At 71.4% G+C, this 20,310-nt stretch carries 21 protein-coding genes and 1 tRNA gene; 13 read left to right on the forward strand and 9 right to left on the reverse strand.

The window, feature by feature from the left end:
• The first annotated feature begins 114 nt into the window (after nucleotides 1-114).
• A complete protein-coding gene (locus QQM72_RS06140) occupies nucleotides 115-888 on the forward strand; it encodes a sulfite exporter TauE/SafE family protein (protein ID WP_314219747.1) in 774 nt (257 codons plus the stop codon).
• A gap of 131 nt (nucleotides 889-1,019) precedes the next feature.
• Here the strand turns inward: QQM72_RS06140 and cobF are convergent, their stop codons facing one another.
• A complete protein-coding gene (gene cobF, locus QQM72_RS06145) occupies nucleotides 1,020-1,793 on the reverse strand; it encodes a precorrin-6A synthase (deacetylating) (RefSeq protein WP_314219748.1) in 774 nt (257 codons plus the stop codon).
• 42 nt (nucleotides 1,794-1,835) lie between these two features.
• Nucleotides 1,836-2,366, reverse strand: coding sequence for a DUF309 domain-containing protein (locus QQM72_RS06150; RefSeq protein WP_314219749.1), 531 nt, complete (start codon nucleotides 2,364-2,366; stop codon nucleotides 1,836-1,838).
• 100 nt (nucleotides 2,367-2,466) lie between these two features.
• On the opposite strand from QQM72_RS06150, the gene QQM72_RS06155 reads away from it, so the two are divergent.
• The 4 genes from QQM72_RS06155 to QQM72_RS06170 all read left to right on the forward strand — a co-directional run bounded on the left by QQM72_RS06155 (nucleotide 2,467) and on the right by QQM72_RS06170 (nucleotide 5,447).
• Nucleotides 2,467-2,543, forward strand: a tRNA-Pro gene (locus QQM72_RS06155).
• A 266-nt stretch (nucleotides 2,544-2,809) separates the two neighbouring features.
• Entirely contained in the window at nucleotides 2,810-3,382 is a 573-nt protein-coding gene (locus QQM72_RS06160) for a TetR/AcrR family transcriptional regulator (RefSeq protein WP_314219750.1), read from the forward strand.
• 125 nt (nucleotides 3,383-3,507) lie between these two features.
• Nucleotides 3,508-4,686 carry an acyl-CoA dehydrogenase family protein gene (locus tag QQM72_RS06165; RefSeq protein ID WP_314219751.1) on the forward strand — a complete coding sequence of 393 codons (1,179 nt, stop codon included), beginning with the start codon at nucleotides 3,508-3,510 and terminating at the stop codon, nucleotides 4,684-4,686.
• 2 nt (nucleotides 4,687-4,688) lie between these two features.
• Nucleotides 4,689-5,447, forward strand: a complete 759-nt coding sequence (locus tag QQM72_RS06170) for an SDR family NAD(P)-dependent oxidoreductase (protein ID WP_314220135.1) — start codon at nucleotides 4,689-4,691, stop codon at nucleotides 5,445-5,447.
• Between the two features lie 24 nt (nucleotides 5,448-5,471).
• Here the strand turns inward: QQM72_RS06170 and QQM72_RS06175 are convergent, their stop codons facing one another.
• On the reverse strand, nucleotides 5,472-6,257 hold the full coding sequence (locus tag QQM72_RS06175) for a GntR family transcriptional regulator (protein ID WP_314219752.1): 786 nt from the start codon (nucleotides 6,255-6,257) through the stop codon (nucleotides 5,472-5,474).
• Nucleotides 6,258-6,860: 603 nt separating this feature from the next.
• Here QQM72_RS06175 and QQM72_RS06180 point away from each other — a divergent pair.
• The 6 genes from QQM72_RS06180 to QQM72_RS06205 all read left to right on the forward strand — a co-directional run bounded on the left by QQM72_RS06180 (nucleotide 6,861) and on the right by QQM72_RS06205 (nucleotide 12,416).
• Nucleotides 6,861-7,880: a sugar ABC transporter substrate-binding protein gene (locus QQM72_RS06180; RefSeq protein ID WP_314219753.1), complete on the forward strand. Its 1,020-nt coding sequence runs from the start codon at nucleotides 6,861-6,863 to the stop codon at nucleotides 7,878-7,880.
• Nucleotides 7,880-8,956 carry an ABC transporter permease gene (locus QQM72_RS06185; protein ID WP_314219754.1) on the forward strand — a complete coding sequence of 359 codons (1,077 nt, stop codon included), beginning with the start codon at nucleotides 7,880-7,882 and terminating at the stop codon, nucleotides 8,954-8,956. Before QQM72_RS06180 ends, QQM72_RS06185 begins: the two co-directional genes overlap by 1 nt.
• 8 nt (nucleotides 8,957-8,964) lie before the next feature.
• Nucleotides 8,965-9,879, forward strand: a complete 915-nt coding sequence (locus QQM72_RS06190) for an ATP-binding cassette domain-containing protein (RefSeq protein ID WP_314219755.1) — start codon at nucleotides 8,965-8,967, stop codon at nucleotides 9,877-9,879.
• Nucleotide 9,880: 1 nt separating this feature from the next.
• Nucleotides 9,881-10,783 carry a sugar phosphate isomerase/epimerase family protein gene (locus QQM72_RS06195; RefSeq protein ID WP_314219756.1) on the forward strand — a complete coding sequence of 301 codons (903 nt, stop codon included), beginning with the start codon at nucleotides 9,881-9,883 and terminating at the stop codon, nucleotides 10,781-10,783.
• Between the two features lie 172 nt (nucleotides 10,784-10,955).
• On the forward strand, nucleotides 10,956-12,191 hold the full coding sequence (locus tag QQM72_RS06200) for a serine hydrolase (RefSeq protein ID WP_399076149.1): 1,236 nt from the start codon (nucleotides 10,956-10,958) through the stop codon (nucleotides 12,189-12,191).
• A gap of 51 nt (nucleotides 12,192-12,242) precedes the next feature.
• Nucleotides 12,243-12,416: a hypothetical protein gene (locus tag QQM72_RS06205; protein WP_314219758.1), complete on the forward strand. Its 174-nt coding sequence runs from the start codon at nucleotides 12,243-12,245 to the stop codon at nucleotides 12,414-12,416.
• Between the two features lie 63 nt (nucleotides 12,417-12,479).
• Here the strand turns inward: QQM72_RS06205 and QQM72_RS06210 are convergent, their stop codons facing one another.
• The 3 genes from QQM72_RS06210 to QQM72_RS06220 all read right to left on the reverse strand — a co-directional run bounded on the left by QQM72_RS06210 (nucleotide 12,480) and on the right by QQM72_RS06220 (nucleotide 15,582).
• On the reverse strand, nucleotides 12,480-13,484 hold the full coding sequence (locus QQM72_RS06210; protein WP_314219759.1) for a Gfo/Idh/MocA family protein: 1,005 nt from the start codon (nucleotides 13,482-13,484) through the stop codon (nucleotides 12,480-12,482).
• Between the two features lie 140 nt (nucleotides 13,485-13,624).
• Nucleotides 13,625-14,401 carry an SDR family oxidoreductase gene (locus tag QQM72_RS06215; RefSeq protein ID WP_314219760.1) on the reverse strand — a complete coding sequence of 259 codons (777 nt, stop codon included), beginning with the start codon at nucleotides 14,399-14,401 and terminating at the stop codon, nucleotides 13,625-13,627.
• 14 nt (nucleotides 14,402-14,415) lie between these two features.
• The gene (locus QQM72_RS06220; RefSeq protein WP_314219761.1) at nucleotides 14,416-15,582 is read right to left on the reverse strand and encodes a phytanoyl-CoA dioxygenase family protein; all 1,167 of its coding nucleotides are present in this window, start codon (nucleotides 15,580-15,582) and stop codon (nucleotides 14,416-14,418) included.
• Nucleotides 15,583-15,700: 118 nt separating this feature from the next.
• Between QQM72_RS06220 and QQM72_RS06225 the strand changes: the two genes are divergently transcribed.
• Nucleotides 15,701-16,735 carry a LacI family DNA-binding transcriptional regulator gene (locus QQM72_RS06225; protein WP_314219762.1) on the forward strand — a complete coding sequence of 345 codons (1,035 nt, stop codon included), beginning with the start codon at nucleotides 15,701-15,703 and terminating at the stop codon, nucleotides 16,733-16,735.
• Nucleotides 16,736-16,772: 37 nt separating this feature from the next.
• Here QQM72_RS06225 and QQM72_RS06230 read toward each other — a convergent pair whose 3' ends face one another.
• Together QQM72_RS06230 and QQM72_RS06235 are read right to left on the reverse strand one after the other, a co-directional pair.
• Complete coding sequence (locus tag QQM72_RS06230; RefSeq protein ID WP_314219763.1) at nucleotides 16,773-17,441, reverse strand: hypothetical protein; 669 nt, start codon at nucleotides 17,439-17,441, stop codon at nucleotides 16,773-16,775.
• A gap of 147 nt (nucleotides 17,442-17,588) precedes the next feature.
• The gene (locus tag QQM72_RS06235; RefSeq protein ID WP_314220136.1) at nucleotides 17,589-18,746 is read right to left on the reverse strand and encodes a Gfo/Idh/MocA family protein; all 1,158 of its coding nucleotides are present in this window, start codon (nucleotides 18,744-18,746) and stop codon (nucleotides 17,589-17,591) included.
• 130 nt (nucleotides 18,747-18,876) lie between these two features.
• On the opposite strand from QQM72_RS06235, the gene QQM72_RS06240 reads away from it, so the two are divergent.
• Nucleotides 18,877-19,923 (forward strand): LacI family DNA-binding transcriptional regulator, encoded by a 1,047-nt coding sequence (locus QQM72_RS06240; protein WP_314219764.1) that lies wholly within the window; start codon nucleotides 18,877-18,879, stop codon nucleotides 19,921-19,923.
• Here the strand turns inward: QQM72_RS06240 and QQM72_RS06245 are convergent.
• Nucleotides 19,913-20,287, reverse strand: coding sequence for a cupin domain-containing protein (locus tag QQM72_RS06245; protein ID WP_314219765.1), 375 nt, complete (start codon nucleotides 20,285-20,287; stop codon nucleotides 19,913-19,915). The genes QQM72_RS06240 and QQM72_RS06245 overlap by 11 nt on opposite strands.
• Between the last annotated feature and the right edge of the window lie 23 nt (nucleotides 20,288-20,310).

The following is a 20,310-nucleotide window of genomic DNA, read 5'->3' on the forward strand; positions in this document are numbered from 1 at the left end:
CGGCGCCGACGCCGTCGGCCGGGGCCGCCGGGCGAGGGGCCGGCGGGGCGGGAACGGCCACCAGGCGAGACGCCTTCGGGCCGTCCGGTAGGTGTGCGTACCATCGGTCTCCGCATGAACACGATGAACCTGTGGCACATCACCGGCTGGGAGTTCGCGGCGCTGGCCCTCGCGGCCCTGCTCGTCGGCTTCTCCAAGACGGCCGTCAGCGGGGCCAACACGGTCAGCCTCGCGATCTTCGCGGCGATCCTGCCCGCCCGCGCCTCCACCGGCGTCCTGCTGCCGATCCTGATCGCAGGCGACGTCCTCGCCGTCCTCACCTACCGGCGGCACGCCCACTGGCCCACCCTGTGGCGGCTGTTCCCGGCGGTCGCGGCCGGCGTGGTCTTCGGGACGGTGTTCCTGGTGTGGGCCGACGACGGCATGGTGCGCACCTCGATCGGCGCGATCCTGCTGCTGATGGCGGGGGTCACGGTGTGGCGCCGCCGCACGGCCGACGCCCAGGGCGAACCCGACGCCGTGGCCACCCGGTCCGGCCGCGTCAAGGCCCGCTCCTACGGCGTCCTCGGCGGCTTCACCACCATGGTCGCCAACGCCGGCGGGCCGGTGATGTCGATGTACCTGCTCTCGGCCGGCTTCCGCAAACTCGGCTTCCTCGGCACCTCCGCCTTCTTCTTCCTGATCGTCAACGTCTCGAAGGTGCCGTTCAGCGCGAGCCTCGGACTCATCGACGGGGAATCCCTCCTCCTGGACGCGGCACTCGTCGCGTTCGTCGTCCCCGGCGCGCTGCTCGGCAAGTGGGCCGTGCCCCGTATCGACCAGCGGCTCTTCGAGCGACTGGTGATCGCGGCGACCGTGGTGGGCGGCCTCCAACTCCTGCTGCGCTAGGTGTTCTGTCCCGGGAGGTTGTGGACGGGCGGCTGGGCCGCGGCCGGAGCGACTTCCTCGGTGAGCGTCACGAGGTCACGATCACACCGGCGCCCCCGCCGCGCACGCGGTGACGGGCCGCCCGGGGGAGGTTACTCCCGCCCCGGATCGCGGCGCAGCAGATAGGTGTCCATGATCCAGCCCTTGCGTGCGCGTGCCTCGGCGCGCAGCCGCTCGATGCGGGGGCCGGCCTCGGCGATCGGACCGCTGACGAGGATCTCGTCCGGGGTCCCTATGTAGGCGCCCCAGTAGATGTCGACGTCCTCCTCGGCGTACTGCCGGAAGGTCTGGTGGGCGTCCAGCATCACCACCACGTCGTCCACCCCCTCGGGAAAGCCCTCGGCGAGCCGCCGGCCCGTCGTGATCTGCACCGGACGCGCCACCCGGTTCAGGCCCGTGCGGTGCCGGGCGACGAGCGCCGAGACGCTGCTGATGCCGGGGACGACGTCGTACTCGAAGGTCACCGCGCCCCGGGCCAGCACCTCCTGGAGGATGGCCAGCGTGCTGTCGTAGAGCGCCGGGTCGCCCCAGACCAGGAACGCGCCGCTCTGGTCCGCGCCGAGTTCCTCGGTGATCAGCCGCTCGTAGATCCCGGCGCGGGCGCTGCGCCAGTCGCCGACGGCGGGGGAGTAGGCCGCGCCGCCGGCCCGGCGGTCCCGCTCCGGGTCCCGCGCCTCGACCACCCGGTAGCCGCCGTCCGGCAGGTGCGTGTCGAGCATGTCGTGGCGCAACCGCGTCAGGTCGCTCTTCACCTCGCCCTTGTCCAGGACGAAGAACACGTCCGTGCTGCGCAGCGCCCGCACCGCCTGGAGGGTCAGCTGGTCGGGGTCGCCCGCGCCGATACCGATGACATGAATCTTTCGCACGCCACGAGTCTGCCGTACGCCACTGACAGTGACCGGGCCGGGTCAGCACAGCCGGGGCGCCCGCGCCCTCGCGTCCACGGCGGCGCCGGTGCGCTCGACGGTGTCCGCCAGCTCCCGCGCCCAGTCGGCCAGAGCGTCGAGATCCATCCCGTACGGCCGGTCCTGCCCCGCGCCTGCCGCCCACTCCCGCACCGCACCTGCCCCGCGCCGCAGCAGCCGCGCCCCGCCCGTGAGGTTCCCCCGGGCGGCGTGCGTCAGACCCACCGCGAGCTGCGCGAGCCCGCGCCACAGGGTGCGCTCGGACTCCGGGCCCGCCTTCCAGGCGTCCTCGAAGACCTCGTGCGCGTGGAACGGCTTCCCGGCGTCCAGCAGGGCCTGCGCCTCGGTGACGGTCGCCTCGGGGGTGCGGACGACGCCCTCGGGCTGCCGCTCCACACCGGGCGTGCCGTACGGCAGGGGCCGGCCGAGTCCGTCCCGCGGCCGGGCGTTGCGCGCCCGCCCCTCGCCGTCCCGGTCCCGGGGACCGGCGGGCCGGCCGCCGCTCGTACCTCCTGTGCTGTCCAAACGGTCCATACGGCGATTGTCCCGCGACCGGGCCCTCTACGGCGCACCGCCCGGCGTGGGGTAAAGTGCTGTTCGCGCGATCACACGGCGAACACCGTGCGAAGCGCACCGGGACGTGGCGCAGCTTGGTAGCGCACTTGACTGGGGGTCAAGGGGTCGCAGGTTCAAATCCTGTCGTCCCGACCAGCTTCACGGCAGGTCGGAAGCCGCTTTCTCGTCATCGAGAAGGCGGCTTCGGTGCGTTCGGGGCACATCGCCGGTCCCGTCGGCCGCCTTCGCCGCCCGGGAGAAGCCCTGACCGGGGCGTCGTCGGTGGCGCGACGGGAGGTGAAACCGTCGCCGTCGACCGTGAACTGACCGAGGACCAGCGCTCCCGGCCGGACGCCGCGCACCGCCGGCCGGGCGCTCCGCGGCGGGGGCCCGGGAGCAAGGGGGGAGGCTACGCTGAGATCATGCCGTCCAACCGCCGTACCGCCAGACAGGCCGACCTGCTGGAACGCCTCGTCGCGCTGCTGACGGCGGAGGGGTTCTCGGACCTCACCCTGGACGACCTCGCCGAGCGGCTGCGCTGCTCCAAGACGACCCTGTACCAGCTTGCCCGCAGCAAGCAGGGGCTGGTCGTGGAGGCGGTCAAGCACTACTTCCGCGGGGCCACCGAGGCGGTCGAGAAGCGGGTGGCGCAGACCGTCGACCCCTCGGACCGCGTCCGCGTGTACCTGACCGCCGTGGCCGAACAACTGCGCCCGCTCTCCCGCCGGTTCCTCGACGACGTGGCGGACTTCCCGCCGGCCCGCGAGGTGTACGAGGCCAACACGCGGATGGCCGCGGAGCGGGTGCGCCGGCTGATCGCCGAAGGCGTCTCGGACGGCGCCTTTCGCGAGGTGCACACGGCGTTCGTCGGCGAGGTCGCCGCCGCGACCATGCGCCAGATCCAGCAGGGCGAGCTCAAGACCCGCACCGGGCTGACCGACGCGCAGGCCTACGAACAGCTCGCGTCGCTCATCGTGCACGCCGTCTCCTCCTGAAGCGGACACTTTCCGACCGTGGCCGGATGCCGGGCGCCACCCGCGTGCCGTACTGTGAATGATACGCTGGTACGCACTCCAGTATCACTTCCAGTACTCACCGGTACTCCTACGTGGAGGTCACCATGCCTGCCACTCGTGCCCTGCCGACCGAGGAAGCCGTCGAGCTCATCCAGCTCACGCGCACCCTCGCCGCCAAGGAACTCGCACCCCGGGTCGCCGACGCGGAGGCGGACGGGACGTTCCCCCGGGACGTCTTCCGCACCCTCGGGCGCAGCGGCCTGCTCGGGCTGCCCTTCGCCGAGGAGGACGGCGGGGCGGACCAGCCGTACGGGGTCTACCTCCAGGTGCTGGAGGAGGTCGCCGCGGTCTGGTCGAGCGTCGCCGTGGGCATCTCCGTGCACGCCCTGTCCTGCTTCCCGCTGGCCCGCTTCGGCACCGAGGAGCAGCGGCGCAGGTGGCTGCCGGACATGCTGGGCGGTGAGCTGCTCGGCGCGTACTGCCTGTCCGAGCCGCACGCCGGCTCCGACCCGGCGGCCATGCTCACCCGCGCGGTCCGCGACGGCGACGACTATGTACTCAACGGCACCAAGGCCTGGACCACGCACGGCGGTTACGCCGACTTCTACACGGTCATGGCCCGCACCTCCGACGACCGGGCGCACGGCATCTCCTGCTTCCTGATTCCGGCCGGCACCCCGGGACTCAGCGCCGACCCGCCGGAGCGGAAGATGGGCCTGACGGGCTCGGCGACCGCGACCATGCGGCTGGAGAACGTCCGGGTGCCCGTCGAGCGCCGGATCGGGCAGGAGGGGCAGGGGCTGAAGATCGCGCTAGCCTCCCTCGACTGCGGCCGGCTGGGCATCTCGGCCGTCGCCACCGGCCTCGCCCAGGGGGCCCTCGACCACGCGGTGCGCTACGCGCGGGAGCGGGAGACCTTCGGCAAGCCGATCATCGAGCACCAGGGACTGGCGTTCGTGCTCGCCGACATGGGCGCCGCGATCGAGTCGGCGCGGGCCACCGCGCTGTCCGCCGCCCGGTTGAAGGATCTCGGCCTGCCCTTCACACGGGAGGCGTCGATCGCCAAACTCGTGGCCACGGACAACGCCATGAAGGTGACCACGGACGCCGTGCAGGTCCTCGGGGGGTACGGATACACCCGCGACTTCCCGGTGGAGCGCTATATGCGCGAGGCCAAGGTCATGCAGATCTTCGAAGGAACCAACCAGATCCAGCGCATGATCATCTCCCGTGCGCTGGACCGTGACGAGGGCGGTGTGCTCACCGTCCTCGGCAAGGAGTGATGATGCAGCTCGAGAACACCGCCGCCCTTGTCACCGGCGGTGCGTCCGGCCTCGGCGCGGCCACCGCGAAGGCCCTCGCCGAAGGCGGCGCCCAGGTCTTCGCCCTCGATCTCAAGGACGGCATCGACAAGGCGCCCGAGGTGCCCGGCGTGACCTATGTGCCCGCCGACGTCACCGACCCCGAGCAGGTCGGCGCCGCCGTCGCCACCGCGGCGGGCTCCGGTGTCCCGCTGCGCACGGTCGTCAACTGCGCCGGTGTCGGCCCGTCCGCGCGGATCCTCGGCAGGAAGGGCGTCCACGACCTCGGCCTCTACGCCAAGGTGATCCAGATCAACCTGATCGGCACCTTCAACGTGCTCGCGCTCGCCTCGGAGGCCATCGCCGCGACCGAGGCCGACGAGAACGGCCAGCGGGGCGTCATCGTCAACACCGCCTCCATCGCCGCGTACGACGGACAGATCGGCCAGGCCGCCTACGCCTCCTCCAAGGGCGGGGTCGTCGGCCTGACCCTGCCCGCCGCCCGCGACCTCGCGCAGTACGGGATCCGGGTGTGCACCATCGCCCCGGGCATCGTGGAGACGCCGATGCTGGCGACGGTGTCGGAGGAGTTCCGCGCCTCGCTCGCCGAGGGCGTGCCCTTCCCGCGCCGCCTGGCCCGGCCCGAGGAGTACGCCCGGCTGGCCCTGGCGATCGTCGACCACGACTACCTCAACGGCGAGACCATCCGCATGGACGGCGCGCTGCGGATGGCCCCGCGGTAGGTCCCGGGGCGCCCTCGGCGGCCCTCAGGGTCTGACCAGCAACTGGAAGTCGAACGCGTACCGGGACGCACGGTAGACGTGCGTCCCGTACTCGACCGGCCGGCCGGTGTCGTCGTACGCCGTGCGCTGCATGGTCAGCAGGGCCGCCCCCTTCTTCTCGGCCAGCAGCTCGGCCTCCTCGGCGGTGGCGGAGCGGGCGCCGATGGTCTGGCGGGCGCTGTGCAGGGTGATGCCCGCCGAACGCAGCAGCCGGTACAGGCCGGTCGACTCCAGGCGTTCCGTGTCGAGGTCCAGGAGGGCCGGGGGCAGGTAGTTGCACAGGAACGCCACCGGCTGTCCGTGCGTGGCGCGCAGCCGCTCCAGAAGGGTGACCTCGCTGCCCTCCGGGACGCCGAGCGCGGCGGCCACGTCGGCGGTCGCCGGCACGCGGTCGTTGCGCAGGACATGGGTGGTGGGTCCCTGTCCGGCCGCCTCCAGGTCGTCGTAGAGGCTGCTCAGTTCCAGCGGCCGTTTCACCTGGCTGTGCACGACCTGGGTGCCGACTCCCCGCCGGCGCACCAGGAGTCCCTTGTCGACCAGGGACTGGATGGCCTGGCGGACCGTCGGGCGGGACAGGCCGAGGCGGGTCGACAGGTCGATCTCGTTGCCGAGGAGGTTGCCCGGGGCGAGCGCTCCCTGTTCGATCGCCGCCTCCAACTGCTGGGCGAGCTGGTAGTAGAGCGGCACGGGGCTGGTGCGGTCCAGGGCGAAGTGCAGCAGGTCGAGCGCGGAGCCGGGCACGGCACGGGATCGGTCGCCGGTCTTCGCCATCGGGGCACCTCCTCGGGTCGGTCGGGTCGGGTGGGACAGCGGACGGGGTGCGGGCGGACCGGATCAGCCGGGTCGGCCGGTTGCGGGGCGTCTCCCGGTTCGCCTGCCGGTCCCGGCGCCCGTTCCGGTTCCGGTCCCGGTCTCGGCCGGCAGGGTCAACTCTCGCCGGGCGAGGGCGACACGGTCCTTTTCGAACGTCTCCGTGCGTGTGAGGGGTACGTCCGGTCGCAAGGGGTAGAGATCGATCCCGGTACGACCCATCGTGATCACGCCCCATGGCTGGGCCGCTTCGGCCATGTGCGACGCTCCTCACGGTGATCGTGGGCCTGGCGTCTCCCAGGTGTAGGTCCAGGGGACCCGCACTGTCAAGAGTTTGTACTTACATTCGGACCTGATCGTGAAATGATGTCTTAACAAAGTATTGACAGTCAGCTCGGCAAGGGATTGGATCCGGCATCAGCAGCGCACGCCGGGTCCGAGACACCTGAACAGTCGCGGACCCGGCCCCATGGCCCCAATCTGATTAGAAACGGGCCCCGGATCTTCTTGATCGCCTCCCCTTTTCCCGTCGTTTTCTCCGTCGCACAGTGAGGTGCAGGAAAGATGGACAGCTCTTCTCCCTTCCGCTCGCGCAGAATCGCCCCGGTCGTGGCCCTGGCCGCGGCGGCGGCCCTGACCCTCGCGGGCTGCTCCAGCGGCTCCGGCGGCAAGAAGTCCGAGGAGAGCGCGGACGGCGCTTCCGCGGGCAAGGCGAGCACTCCGCAGATGACGGTCGCCCTGGTGACCCACCAGTCGCCCGGCGACACCTTCTGGGACATCGTCCGCAAGGGCGCCGAGGCGGCCGCCGCCAAGGACAACGTCAAGCTGGTCTACTCCGCCGACCCGAATGCCGGAAACCAGGCCACCCTGATCCAGAACGCGATCGACCAGAAGGTCGACGGCATCGCGGTCACCCTCGCCAAGCCGGACGCGCTGAAGGACGTCATAGCCAAGGCGAAGGCCGCGAAGATACCCGTGGTCGGTCTCAACTCCGGTGTCAGTGAGTGGAAGAACCTCGGCCTGATGGAGTTCTTCGGCCAGGACGAGACCGTGGCCGGCGAGGCGCTCGGCAACAGGCTCAACTCCGAGGGCGCCAAGAAGGCCGTCTGTGTCATCCAGGAACAGGGCAACATCGGCCTCACCCAGCGTTGTGCCGGTGTGAAGAAGACGTTCTCCGGCACGACGGAGACCCTGTACGTCAACGGCACCGACATGCCGTCGGTGAAGTCGACGATCACCGCCAAACTGAGCCAGGACAAGGCCATCGACTACGTCGTCACCCTCGGCGCCCCGTTCGCTCTGACGGCGGTGCAGTCGAAGGCCGACGCGGGCAGCAAGGCGAAGATCGCCACCTTCGACCTCAACAAGGACCTGACGAGTGCCATCGACAAGGGCACGATCGAGTTCGCCGTCGACCAGCAGCCCTACCTCCAGGGCTACCTGGCGATCGACTCGCTGTGGCTCTACAAGAACAACGGCAACTACATGGGCGGCGGCGAGCAGCCGGTGCTGACCGGTCCTGCCTTCGTGGACAAGACCAACGTCGACGCGGTCGCCTCGTTCGCCGCGAAGGGCACCCGGTGATGAGCATGACCCATCATGCCGAGCCGGCGGTGACCACACCGCCGGCCCCCGGCCGCAAGGAGAGCGACGGCCGGACCAAGCAGCGCCCCCTCGCGATCCGGCTGTTGGCCCGCCCCGAGGTGGGGGTGTTCCTCGGCGCGGTCGCGGTGTACGTGTTCTTCCTGATCGCGGCGCCGCCGGTGCGTGACGGCAGTTCGATGGCCAACATCCTGTATCAGTCGTCGACGATCGGGATCATGGCGCTGCCGGTGGCGCTGCTGATGATCGGCGGCGAGTTCGACCTGTCGGCCGGTGTCGCCGTCATCACCTCGGCGCTCACCGCGTCCATGCTCAGCTACCAGCTCACCATGAACGTGTGGGTCGGTGTGGTCGTCGCCCTGTCGGTGTCCCTCGGGATCGGCTTCCTCAACGGCTGGATGGTCGTGAAGACCGGGCTGCCGAGCTTCCTGATCACCCTGGGCACGTTCCTGATCCTCCAGGGCGTCAACCTCGCCGTCACCAAGCTGATCACCACCAACGTGGCCACCGACGACATCAGCGACATGGACGGCTTCGGCCAGGCGAAGAAGGTCTTCGCCTCGTCCTTCGACGTCGGCGGCGTCCAGGTGAAGATCACCATCGTGTACTGGCTGGTCTTCGCGGCCATCGCCACCTGGGTCCTGCTGCGCACCAGGTACGGCAACTGGGTCTTCGCGGTCGGCGGCAACAAGGAGAGCGCGCGGGCGGTCGGCGTGCCGGTGACGTTCACGAAGATCTCGCTGTTCATGCTGGTCGGCTTCGGCGCCTGGTTCGTCGGGATGCACCAGCTGTTCACGTTCAACACCGTGCAGTCCGGTGAAGGCGTCGGCCAGGAGCTGATCTACATCTCCGCGGCCGTCATCGGCGGCTGTCTGCTCACCGGCGGCGCCGGCTCGGCGATCGGCCCGGTCTTCGGGGCGTTCATGTTCGGGATGGTGCAGCAGGGCATCGTCTACGCGGGCTGGAACCCCGACTGGTTCAAGGCCTTCCTCGGCGTCATGCTCCTCGGCGCCGTACTCATCAATCTGTGGGTCCAGCGCACGGCCACCCGGAGGTGACCACCCCTATGACCACCGACGGAACCGGCACGCACGGCGCCATCCTCGCGGACACCGCCCCCGAGGGCGGTGACAGTCCACTCGTGGAGCTGCGCAACGCGGGCAAGTCCTACGGCAACATCCGCGCCCTGCACGGGGTGGATCTCGCCGTCCGGCCAGGCCAGGTGACCTGTGTCCTGGGCGACAACGGCGCGGGCAAGTCCACCCTCATCAAGATCGTCTCCGGGCTGCACCAGCACACCGAGGGCGAGTTCCTCGTCGACGGCCACCCCGTGCGCTTCTCCACCCCGCGCGAGGCCCTCGACAAGGGCATCGCCACCGTCTACCAGGACCTCGCGACGGTCCCGCTGATGCCGGTGTGGCGCAACTTCTTCCTCGGCTCCGAGCTCACCAAGGGCCCCTGGCCCGTGCGCCGGCTCGACATCGAGAAGATGAAGAAGACCGCCGACGAGGAACTGCGCAACATGGGCATCGTCCTCGACGACCTCGAACAGCCCATCGGCACCCTCTCCGGCGGCCAGCGCCAGTGCGTCGCCATCGCCCGCGCCGTGCACTTCGGCGCCCGCGTCCTCATCCTGGACGAACCCACCGCGGCCCTCGGCGTCAAGCAGTCCGGTGTGGTCCTGAAGTACATCGCCGCCGCCCGCGACCGCGGCCTCGGCGTCATCTTCATCACCCACAACCCCCACCACGCCTACATGGTCGGCGACCACTTCAGCGTCCTGCGCCTGGGCACCATGGAACTCTCCGCCTCCCGCGACCAGGTCAGCCTCGAAGAACTCACCAACCACATGGCCGGCGGCACCGAACTCGCCGCACTCAAGCACGAGTTGGCCCAGGTGCGCGGCGTCGACGTCGAGGAGCTCCCGGAGGAGAAGGACCTCACCGCGCCCGTGGCGAGTCCCGGGGAGAGGACGCCCTGACATGGCGAACGCTCTCGACCGCATCCGGGTCGGCTCGGCCCCCGACTCCTGGGGCGTGTGGTTCGCGGACGACTCCCGGCAGGTGCCCTGGGAACGGTTCCTGGACGAGGTCGCCGAAGCCGGCTACTCCTGGATCGAACTCGGCCCCTACGGCTATCTGCCGACCGATCCGGCCCGTCTCACCGACGAGGTGGCCCGGCGGGGACTGCGCGTCTCGGCCGGGACGGTCTTCACCGGCATGCACCGGGGTCCGTCCGTCTGGGAGTCCACCTGGGCGCACGTGAGCCAGGTGGCCGCGCTCACCCGGGCGACGGGCGCCGGGCACCTCGTCGTCATCCCGTCCTTCTGGCGGGACGACAAGACGGCCGAGATCCTGGAGCCGCCGGAGCTGACGGGCGAACAGTGGGCCCACCTCACCAAGGGCATGGAGCGGCTGGGTCACGAGGTGAAGGAGAGTTACGGACTGGACCTCGTCGTCCATCCGCACGCCGACACGCACATCGACACCGAGGAACACGTCGAGCGCTTCCTGGACTCCACCGACGGCGAACTGGTCAACCTCTGCCTGGACACCGGCCACTACGCCTACTGCGGCGGGGACAGCGTCGAGCTGATCGAGAGCTACGGCGAACGCATCGGCTACCTCCACCTCAAGCAGGTCGACCCGGCGGTCCTCGCCGACGTGGTCAGGGACAAGGTGCCGTTCGGCCCGGCCGTGCAGCGCGGAGTGATGTGCGAACCACCTTCCGGTGTACCGGAGTTGGAGCCGATCCTGGTAGCGGCGCAGCGGCTCGGTGTCGAGCTGTTCGCGATCGTGGAGCAGGACATGTACCCGTGCGAGCCGGACCGGCCGCTGCCCATCGCGGTGCGCACCCGGAAGTTCCTGCGCTCCTGCGGGGCCTGACCCGGGCCGGGGCACCAGGCGCGTCGCGCCGTCGCCGACAGGCGGCGGCGCGCCCGCGCTCGTATCGTGGTGGTGATGGGCCGCATGCGGCCCGTGCCCCCTGGTGCGGCCGTGGCCTGCGGCGGAGACCTCCTCATACGGGAGCGGGCCCATGACACAGTCGTGTATCCGAATGCGCAGGGGGATCGTCGTCGCCGCCGCGGTGGGGGCGCTGGTGGTGCCGGCCGCGGGCGGGGCGACGGCCGTGCCGGCCTCGGCCCCCACGGCCCCCACGGCCACCGGCACCGAACCACCTTCGCCGTCCTCGTCCGGGGACGGCGTCGTCGAACTCACCCCGGCCGTACGGCAGCAGGTCGACGACGCCGTCCAGCGGGTCATGAAGCAGGCGAGCATCCCCGGCGTGTCGGTCGGCATCTGGACGCCCGGCAAGGGCGAGTACGTGAAGTCCTTCGGCGTCGCCGACAAGAGCACCGGCCGGGAGATGGACCCCGGCCTCTACATGCGCATCGGCAGCGAGACCAAGACGTTCACCGTCACCGCGATCCTCCAGCTGGTCGACGAGGGGAAGATCGGCCTCGACGACACCATCGGCGAGTACATCGACGGCGTGCCGAACGGCGACAAGATAACCCTGCGCCAGCTGGCCGGCATGCGCAGCGGACTGTTCAACTACTCGGCGGACGAGGACTTCTTCAAGGCGCTGACCTCCGACCCGCAGCGGCCGTTCACCCCGCAGCAGCTGCTCGACTACTCGTTCAAGCACCCCGTGCTGTTCCCGCCGGGTGAGAAGTTCTACTACTGCAACACCAACCTGATCCTGCTCGGCCTGGTCGTCGAGCAGATGAGCGGCTCGCATCTCAACGACTACATCCAGGACCACATCCTGGACCCGGCCGGACTGGACCACACCCTGTTCCCGACCGGCAACGAGTTCCCGAGCCCGCACTCCCAGGGCTACACCGACCAGACCGCGACCGGGAAGGTCGAGGACTCCGCCGACTGGGACCCGTCCTGGGGCTGGGCGGCCGGCGCGATGATCTCCCGGCTGGAGGACCTGCGGATCTGGGCACGTACCGTGGCCACGGGCGTGCTGCCCGACGGTGAGCGGATGATCAGTCCCGCCACCCAGAAGCAGCGCCTGACCACTCCGCCGACCCCCATTCCGGGCGCCGGATACGGTCTCGGCATCTTCGACGTGCAGGGCTGGATCGGCCACAACGGCTCGCTGCCCGGCTACGAGTCCCTGACCGTCTATCTGCCGTCGGCCCGGACCACCCTCGTCGTCGTGCTCAACACCGACATCAACTACAAGAACCAGGAGCCGAGCACCCTGTTCGGCGACGCGATCACCACGATCATCTCCCCGGACCACGTCTTCGACCTGCCGGCGGAACCAGCGGCGAGGTGAGGACGTTCAGACAGGTACCAGGTGTGTGCGGTCGTGGACGGGGAGGGTGAGATGCAGGAGGAAGAGCAGGCCGGCACCGCGGAGGTCCGGCGCCGGGCCCGGTTCGGCGCGCTGCCCGAGCGGGTACGCCCGCAGGACATGGTCGAGGAGCGGCCGGCCACCCCGCGTGACCCGGCCCGGGACGCCTACGACCCGGACGAGTTCGCGGTCCGCTACGGCCTGTGAGCCGGTGAGGGCGACCGGGGAGCACCTTCGCCCCGGTCGCCCTCACGCGCGGATGCGCCGGGCTCAGGAGGCGCGGACCTCCGCGATCGTCACCGGCCGGTGCTCGTGCAGGGACAGCGTGCACGCCTCCGCGATCCAGCCCGCCTCCAGGGCGTCCTCGATCGTGCAGGGGGAGGGACGGGTGCCGGCCACGACCTCGGTGAACGCGGTGAGTTCGGCGCGGTAGGCGGCGGTGAAGCGGTCCATGAAGAAGTCGTGCGGAGTACCGGCCGGGAAGGTCACCCCGGGCTCCACCGAACGCAGCGGCAGCTTGTCCTCCAGGCCGACGGCGATCGAGTCCGTGAAGCCGTGGATCTCCATGCGGACGTCGTAACCACGGGCGTTGTGACGGGAGTTGGAGACCACCGCGATCGTGCCGTCGTCGAGGGTGAGGATCGCGCCGGTGGTGTCGGCGTCGCCCGCCTCCTTGATGTAGTCGGCGCCCCGGTTGCCGCCGACGGCGTACACCTCCGTCACCTCACGGCCGGTGACCCAGCGGATGATGTCGAAGTCGTGCACGGAACAGTCCCGGAAGATCCCCCCGGAGGCGGCGACGTACGCGGCCGGCGGCGGGGCCGGGTCGAGCGTGGTCGAGCGGACCGTGTGCAGCCTGCCCAGCTCTCCCGAGGTCACGGCCGCCCGCGCGGCGACGAAGCCCGCGTCGAAGCGCCGGTTGTAGCCGATCTGGATGGGGACGGCACTGCCCCGCACGGCCTCGAGGACCTCGACGCCCTCGCTCATGGTCCTGGCGACGGGCTTCTCGCAGAAGACCGGGATGCCCGCCCCGACGGCGGCCAGGATCAGGTCCGGGTGGGCGTCCGTCGCCGCCGCGACCACGACACCGTCCACCCCGGCGGCCAGCACGGCCTCGGGGGAGTCCGCGACCTCCGCGCCGAACCGCTCGGCGGCCTTCTTGGCGGCCTCCGCGAACGGGTCGGCCACGACGAGCGACTCCACGGCGTCGAGTCCGGAGAGGGTCTCGGCGTGGAAGGCGCCGATGCGGCCGAGGCCGAGAATTCCGATGCGCATGCGCTCCGCTGCTTTCCTGGTGGTTTTGGTTGCTGTCTGTTGCCGGGGCTCTGCCGCGGCCCGTCGCCCTTCGGGCTCGTCCTCGATCGCCGGACGGGCTCAGGACGCGGGCTTCGGATGCCTGGGTGGGGTCGAGATGTTCAGTCCAGGCCGCCGAGCACGTTCTGGTCCCAGTCGATCACCGAACCGGTGACCACGCCCGACCGCTCGGACAGCAGGAACACCACGAAGTCGGCGATCTCGTCCGGCTGGCCCAGCTTGCCCATCGGCAGTCGTGCGGCGGCCTGCTCGCGCCAGTCGTCCCCGGCGCCGTGGAAGGCCTTCTGCGTCGCGTCCTCGCCCTCGGTGGCGGTCCAGCCGATGTTGAGGCCGTTGATCCGGACCCGGTCGAAGCGGTGCGCGTGCGCCGCGTTGCGGGTCAGGCCGATCAGGCCGGCCTTCGCGGCGACGTACGGCGCGAGAAAGGGCTGACCGCCGTGGGCCGAAGAGGTGATGAGGTTGACGACCGTGCCGGGCGCCTCACGGGCCAGCATGTCCGCGACGGCCGCCTGCATGGCGAAGAACGGCGCCTTCAGGTTGATCGCGATGTGCTGGTCGAACAGCTCGGGCGTGGTGTCGAGCAGCGTGCCCCGGGTGGTCAGGCCCGCCGAGTTCACCAGGCAGTCGACGCGGCCGTAGGAGGCCACCGTGTCGGCCACCGCCCCCTTCGCCTGGCCGGCGTCGGCGAGGTCGGCCCGGACGAAGAGCGCCTTGCCGCCGGCGGCGGTCAGCTCCGCCACCAGCGCCTCGCCCGGCTCCGTCCGCCGTCCGGTGACGGCGATCACGGCGCCCTCGCGGACGGCGGCCCGGGCGATGGCCGCGCCGACGCCCTGGCTGCCGCCGTTGACGAGGACGACCTTGTCGTCGAGAAGTCCCATGGAGGGAGGTCCTTTCAGCTCGTGCGCCGCAGGGCGCAGGCCCGCAGCTCGTCCCGCAGTGCCTGCGGGGTCCACTCCTCGTGCAGCGCCCGCCGTACGAGGTCCGCCTGCGCGGGCGGGGCGAGGCCGTCGACGGGCGGGTCGCTGTCGAGGTTGGTGGGGAAGGGATAGCCCTCGGCGCTCGCGGCGACGACTCGCTCCAGCCACTCCTCGCCCACGCCCTGCGCCCGGCGCTCCAGCAGCACCGGGTAGACCGCGTTCGCCACGGCCTCCCGGTCCACGGTCTCCATCGCGCGCCCGAACGCCGAGGACACCTGGAGCAGGTTGGCCATCCGGCGTACTCCGGTGGTGCGGTTGGTGCCTGCGGCGTGGAAGACGGCCGGGTTGAAGAACGCGGCGTCGCCCTTCGCCAGCGGCAGTTGGACCCGGTTCTTCTCGAAGTACTCCTGGAACTCGGGCCGTCGCCACGCCAGGTAGCCGGGCTCGTAGGTCTGTGAGTACGGCAGGTACAGCGTGGGCCCGGTCTCCACAGGCATGTCGCCGTGCGCGACGGCGCCCTGGAGGGTGAGCACGGGGGAGAGCCGGTGGACGTGCGCGGGGTAGGCGGCGGCCCGCGCGTCGGAGAGGAAGCCGAGGTGGTAGTCGCGGTGCACGCTCTGCGCCTGGCCGCCCGGGTTGACCACGTTGACCTGGGACGTCATCTGGTAGCCCGGCCCGAGCCAGGCCCGCGCGACCAGCGCCAGGATGTCGTTGGCGTAGTAGTCGGCGAACACCTGCGGGTCACGCAGGGCGGCCTTCTCCAGGGCGTTCCAGACGCGGTCGTTGGCGCCGGGCTTCGCGAAGTGGTCACCGGCGGTCGCGCCCGAGGCGCGCTGCTCGGCGATGAGCGCGTCGAAGACCGCGGTGGCCCGGTCGACGACCGCCGGATCGGGGAAGGCGTCGCGGAACACGACGACTCCGGGGCCGTCGCTCAGGGCCCGCACCAGCTCGGCGCGGACCGCGCGGTCCGTTCCGGGGGCGCGCAGCCGCTCACTGTCGTAGACGAGGACGTTCCCCTGCACCGCCGAGGCGTGCGGGAAGTCGGTGAGGTCGGTGGTGCGTTCGACGAGCGGGCGGAAGGTGTCGAGGTCGCAGTCCTGCTCGGTCAGCCAGGCGTGACCTCGCACGGAGGTGAAGGACATCGTCGTCCCTTCGATGGCAATGGCGGCTCAGTGCTGCCATTCTTGTCATGACAAACCCGTCGAACAACCAGCAGGCGGCCATCAAAAACCCCTCAAGCAGATCCCGGAGGAGCATTCCGTGGGCCACCCCTTCCCCATCCGGGAGATCGCACGTCAGGCGGGTCTGAGCGAGGCCACCGTCGACCGGGTGCTGAACGGCAGGGGCGGGGTGCGGGAGTCCACCGTGCGGGAGGTCCGGCGCGCCATCGCCGACCTGGACCGGCAGCGCACCCAGGTCAGGCTCGTCGGGCGCACCTTCATGGTCGACATCGTGATGCAGGCGCCGGAACGGTTCACCACCGCCGTCCGGGCCGCCCTGGAGGCCGAGCTGCCGTCCCTGCACCCGGCCGTGCTGCGCTCCCGCTTCCACTTCCGGGAGACCGGACCGGTCCAGGAGCAGGTCGCCACCCTCGACCGGATAGCCCGGCGCGGCTCGCAGGGGGTCGTCCTCAAGGCGCCGGACGTACCCGAGACCAACGCCGCCGTCGGCCGGCTGGTCGCCGCCGGGATCCCCGTCGTCACCCTGGTCACGGATCTGCCGGCCAGCGCCCGCCTCGCCTATGTCGGTATCGACGACCGGGCCGCCGGCGCCACCGCCGCCTACCTCATGGGTCAGTGGTTCGGTGACCGCCCGGGCAATGTGCTCACGAGCCTGAGCAGCGGCTTCTTCCGCAACGAGGAGGAGCGCGAGATGGGCTTCCGCGGTGTGATGCGGGCCCGCGATCCCGAGCGCACGCTGGTCGAGATCGCCGAGGGGCAGGGGCTGGACGCCACGCAGTACGAGCTCGTCCGGGCCGCGCTGGAACGCGACCGGGACATCCGCGCCGTCTACTCCATCGGCGGCGGCAACGACGCCACCCTGCGCGCCTTCGCCGACCTCGGCCGTGAGTGCGACGTGTTCGTCGCGCACGACCTCGACCACGACAACACCCGGCTGCTGCGCGGCCACAGGCTGTCCGCCGTCCTCCACCACGACCTGCGCCGCGACGTGCGCGAGGCCTGTCACACCGTGATGCGGGCGCACGGCGCGCTGCCGCCGGCCGGGCCCCCGCTGCCGTCGGCGATCCAGGTGGTCACCCCGTACAACATGCCGCCCCAGGCGGCTGCCGGCTGACGCGGCTGCCAGCCGGGGCGCGGGCCTCGCGGGCGGGTCAGTGCCGTGGTGCCGGTGTCCCGGCCGCCGGGGCGACGCGTGCCGCGCTGCGGTACGCGCACACGCCCAGGGCCAGCAGCCAGTAGCTGAGGACGGCCCCCAGCAGGGCGGTGGTGCCCCAGCCGTTCGCCGCGTAGAAGAACGCGGGGTCGTTGCCGAAGAACAGGGAGGGCACGAAGGCCAGGTTGAGCCCGGCCAGGACGTACGCCGAGCGAGCGGTCCAGCGCGGCAGCAGGCGCGCGCGGGTGACGGCCTGGCCCAGCGCGGTCAGGAAGATCGCCAGCATCAGCTTGGAGATCGATCCGTAGAGGATGTAGGTGCCGCTGACGTCGATGGTCGGGTCGATCGGGTGGTCGACGGCGATGACCGCGCCGGCCTCGAGGCCCATCGAGACCAGGGTGACCGTGGCGTAGACGAGGCCGGTGGCGAAGGCGAGGGAGCCCGCCCACGCGTGGGCGGGACCCGCCTGGGCGACCAGTTCGCGGAACGCCGTCACGAACACCACCAGGGAGGCCAGCGCGACGATCCCGATGAGCAGCCGGGACAGGACGTTGCCGTCCGGCGGCGGGCCGTCGTGGACGAAGTAGAGCGGCACCTGGACGATGAGCGCGACCGCGGCGACGAGGGCGGCGAGGCCGGTCAGACGGCGGGCGATGACTTCGGACATGAGGGTCCCCCGAGTTCTCGGTGTGGCGGATTCGGTGCCGGCGTCCGCGGGTTCGTGTCGCGTTCGCCGACTCCTGAAGCCTGCCGTTCCCGGGGCGCGCCGTCCCTGGGCCTGAGAACCGGACCGGGGGTGGTCCTGTCGCCACCCCTACGGGTGCACGTCCACCCAGGAGCCGCTCTCCGCGGACCGTGTCATCGCCTCCAGCACGGTCGCGCTGTGCACCGCGTCCGCGAGCGTCGCCCCGCAGGGGGTGCCCTCGGCGACCGAGCGCAGGAAGCGGTACGCCTCCACCACCTTGAGGTCGTCGTACCCCATGGCGTTCGCCGCGCCCGGCTGGAAGGCGCCGAACTCGCCGTCGCCCGGGCCGACGTACACCGTGCTGACGGGCTGGTCCTGGTACGTGGTGCCGCGGCTGACGCCGAGCTCGTTCATCCGCCGGAAGTCCCAGAACACGGCGCCCTCGGTGCCGTGCACCTCGAAGCCGTAGTTGTTCTGCTCGCCGACCGAGACCCGGCAGGCCTCCAGGACGCCCCGGGCGCCGGAGGCGAAGCGGAGCAGGCAGTTGACGTAGTCCTCGTTCTCGACCGGGCCGAGTTCGCCGCCGACGGCAAGGCTGTGGCCCGCCGTCGCTCCCGTCGGGCGGGCCCGCTCGGGGACGAAGACCGCCGTGTCGGCCGTCAGGGACGTGATCTCGCCGAGCAGGAAGCGGGCCAGGTCGACGCCGTGCGAGGCCAGGTCGCCCAGCACTCCGCTGCCGCCCCGCTCCCGCTCGTACCGCCAGGTCAGGGCGCCGTCGGGGTGGGCCGCGTAGTCGCTGAAGAGGCGGATGCGGACGTGGGTGACCGTGCCGAGCTCACCGGAGGCGATCAGGTCGCGGGCGGCCTCCACGGCGGGCGCGTTGCGGTAGTTGAAGCCGACCGCGCCCTGCACGCCCGCCTCGGCCACCGCGTCCGCCACCGCCCGGGCGTCCGGGGGAGTCAGGCCCACCGGCTTCTCGATCCAGATGTGTTTGCCGGCTTCGGCCATCGCGACACCGATCTCGCGGTGCAGGAAGTTCGGCGCGGTGATGCTGACGGCCCGCACCCGTGGGTCGGCCGCCACCTCGCGCCAGTCCCGTGTGGCGCAGGCGAAGCCGAACTGCGCCGCGGCCTCGTCGGCCCGGCCGGGCACCTCCTCGGCGACGCTCACCAGCTCCGGCCGCAGCGCCAGCCGCGGATAGTGGTGCCGTACGCGCGCGTACGCCTGGGTGTGCACGCGGCCCATCCAGCCGAACCCGACGACGGCCACTCCCAGCGCATCCACCATGGCAGTCACCACAGCCCTTCCTTGGACCGCTCCATCCCACTGACCAGGCCACCCTGCGGGCCGTCTCCCCAGGGTGTCAAGGGATTACAGGCCCTTTGACAACCGGTGCGCCACATGGAACGGTCCAAGCATGAGAGCGCCGACCATCCGTGACGTCGCCGACCGGGCCGGGGTGTCCAAGTCACTGGTCTCCCTGGTGCTGCGCGGCTCCGACCAGGTACGTGCCGAGAAGCGCGAGGCCGTCCTGCGGGCCGTGCGCGAGCTGGGCTACCGGCCCAACGAGGCGGCCCGCAGTCTCGGTGAGCGGCGCACCGTGCCCGGCTCCCGGCCGGACCCGGGCGGGGGGAACCCCATGGTCGGCGTCCTGCTGCACGACCTGCGCAACCCCTGGTACGTGGACCTCCTGGACGGCCTCAACTCCCTGCTGCACGCGAGCGGCCTGCACATGCTGCTGGCCGACGCCCGGCTGCACCGGCGGGTCGGCCAGGACCCGGCCGGGCCCTTCCTGGACCTGGGAGCGGACGGGCTGGTCGTGGTCGGCACGCTGCCCGACCCGGCGGCCCTGGAGACCGTCGCCGCCCGGATGCCGGTCGTGGTCGCGGCGGCGCGGGAGCCGGTGCCGGCCGGGGTGGACCTGGTGGCGAACGACGACGAGCGCGGCGCCCGCCTGGTCACCGAGCACCTCGTCGGACTCGGGCACCGCCGCATCGCCCACCTGGCGGGCTACGGTGCCGTCGCCGACCTGCGCCGGCGCGGCTTCGAGGCCACCATGCGGGCGGCGGGAGCGGACCGTGAGGCGCTGGTCGAGGCGGGCGACATGACCGAGGAGGGCGGCTACCGGGCCACGGTGCGGCTGCTCGCCCGCGCCGACCGGCCCACGGCCGTGTTCGCCGTCAACGACATGACGGCGGTGGGGGTGCTGTCGGCGGCCGGGGAACTTGGCCTGCGCGTGCCGCGCGACCTGTCGGTGGTCGGCTACGACAACACAAGCATCTCCCGGCTGCGCCATGTGTGGCTCACGACCGTCGACGGCGCCGGCCACGAGGTCGGCCGCCGGGCCGCCCGCTGTCTGCTCGACCGGCTCGAACGGCCGGGCGGGGAGGGGCGGTTGCAGCTGACCCCGCCGGTCCTGGAGGTCCGGGGGACGACGGCGCGCCCGCCCGCGGTCACAGCGTGATCGCGTAGGCCTTGCGCAGCGTCTCGTGGACCGTCCAGGTCGTCCGGTCGCCCTCGCGCAGCACCGCCATGTCGCCCGGACCGACGGTCAGGGTGGGGCCGCCCTCGACCTCGATGGTCGCCGACCCGCTGATCACCACGAACAGCTCGTCCGCCTCGGTGTCGGTGACGACGCCCGGGGTGATCTGCCAGATCCCCCTGACCTGCCGGCCGTCCGCCGACTCCCACACCACCTTGCCGGTCACCTCGGGGGTCCCGGCGACGATCTGCCGCGGATCGAGCGGCTCTGGCTCGAGGCCGGCGTCGGGGATGTGGACGACGAAGCTGTGGGGCGGAGGGCCGGCGGGGCCGCTGTCGGTGCTCATGAGGCGACCCTAGCGAGGCCGTA

The organism is Streptomyces zaehneri, assembly GCF_032248645.1.
GTDB classification, from domain to species: Bacteria; Actinomycetota; Actinomycetes; order Streptomycetales; family Streptomycetaceae; genus Streptomyces; species Streptomyces coriariae.

What these genes read in the sequence shown, in the direction of transcription:
- QQM72_RS06195 (WP_314219756.1), top strand. Translation starts at nt 9,881, where the DNA reads ATGGCGAACGCTCTCGACCGCATCCGGGTCGGCTCGGCCCCCGACTCC.
- QQM72_RS06200 (WP_399076149.1), top strand. Translation starts at nt 10,956, where the DNA reads ATGCGCAGGGGGATCGTCGTCGCCGCCGCGGTGGGGGCGCTGGTGGTG.
- QQM72_RS06165 (WP_314219751.1), top strand. Translation starts at nt 3,508, where the DNA reads ATGCCTGCCACTCGTGCCCTGCCGACCGAGGAAGCCGTCGAGCTCATC.
- QQM72_RS06185 (WP_314219754.1), top strand. Translation starts at nt 7,880, where the DNA reads ATGAGCATGACCCATCATGCCGAGCCGGCGGTGACCACACCGCCGGCC.
- QQM72_RS06210 (WP_314219759.1), bottom strand. Translation starts at nt 13,484, where the DNA reads ATGCGCATCGGAATTCTCGGCCTCGGCCGCATCGGCGCCTTCCACGCC.
- QQM72_RS06230 (WP_314219763.1), bottom strand. Translation starts at nt 17,441, where the DNA reads ATGTCCGAAGTCATCGCCCGCCGTCTGACCGGCCTCGCCGCCCTCGTC.
- QQM72_RS06175 (WP_314219752.1), bottom strand. Translation starts at nt 6,257, where the DNA reads ATGGCGAAGACCGGCGACCGATCCCGTGCCGTGCCCGGCTCCGCGCTC.
- QQM72_RS06140 (WP_314219747.1), top strand. Translation starts at nt 115, where the DNA reads ATGAACACGATGAACCTGTGGCACATCACCGGCTGGGAGTTCGCGGCG.
- QQM72_RS06240 (WP_314219764.1), top strand. Translation starts at nt 18,877, where the DNA reads ATGAGAGCGCCGACCATCCGTGACGTCGCCGACCGGGCCGGGGTGTCC.
- QQM72_RS06190 (WP_314219755.1), top strand. Translation starts at nt 8,965, where the DNA reads ATGACCACCGACGGAACCGGCACGCACGGCGCCATCCTCGCGGACACC.
- QQM72_RS06220 (WP_314219761.1), bottom strand. Translation starts at nt 15,582, where the DNA reads ATGTCCTTCACCTCCGTGCGAGGTCACGCCTGGCTGACCGAGCAGGAC.
- QQM72_RS06150 (WP_314219749.1), bottom strand. Translation starts at nt 2,366, where the DNA reads ATGGACCGTTTGGACAGCACAGGAGGTACGAGCGGCGGCCGGCCCGCC.
- QQM72_RS06245 (WP_314219765.1), bottom strand. Translation starts at nt 20,287, where the DNA reads ATGAGCACCGACAGCGGCCCCGCCGGCCCTCCGCCCCACAGCTTCGTC.
- QQM72_RS06235 (WP_314220136.1), bottom strand. Translation starts at nt 18,746, where the DNA reads ATGGTGGATGCGCTGGGAGTGGCCGTCGTCGGGTTCGGCTGGATGGGC.
- QQM72_RS06170 (WP_314220135.1), top strand. Translation starts at nt 4,689, where the DNA reads ATGCAGCTCGAGAACACCGCCGCCCTTGTCACCGGCGGTGCGTCCGGC.
- QQM72_RS06205 (WP_314219758.1), top strand. Translation starts at nt 12,243, where the DNA reads ATGCAGGAGGAAGAGCAGGCCGGCACCGCGGAGGTCCGGCGCCGGGCC.
- QQM72_RS06160 (WP_314219750.1), top strand. Translation starts at nt 2,810, where the DNA reads ATGCCGTCCAACCGCCGTACCGCCAGACAGGCCGACCTGCTGGAACGC.
- QQM72_RS06180 (WP_314219753.1), top strand. Translation starts at nt 6,861, where the DNA reads ATGGACAGCTCTTCTCCCTTCCGCTCGCGCAGAATCGCCCCGGTCGTG.
- QQM72_RS06215 (WP_314219760.1), bottom strand. Translation starts at nt 14,401, where the DNA reads ATGGGACTTCTCGACGACAAGGTCGTCCTCGTCAACGGCGGCAGCCAG.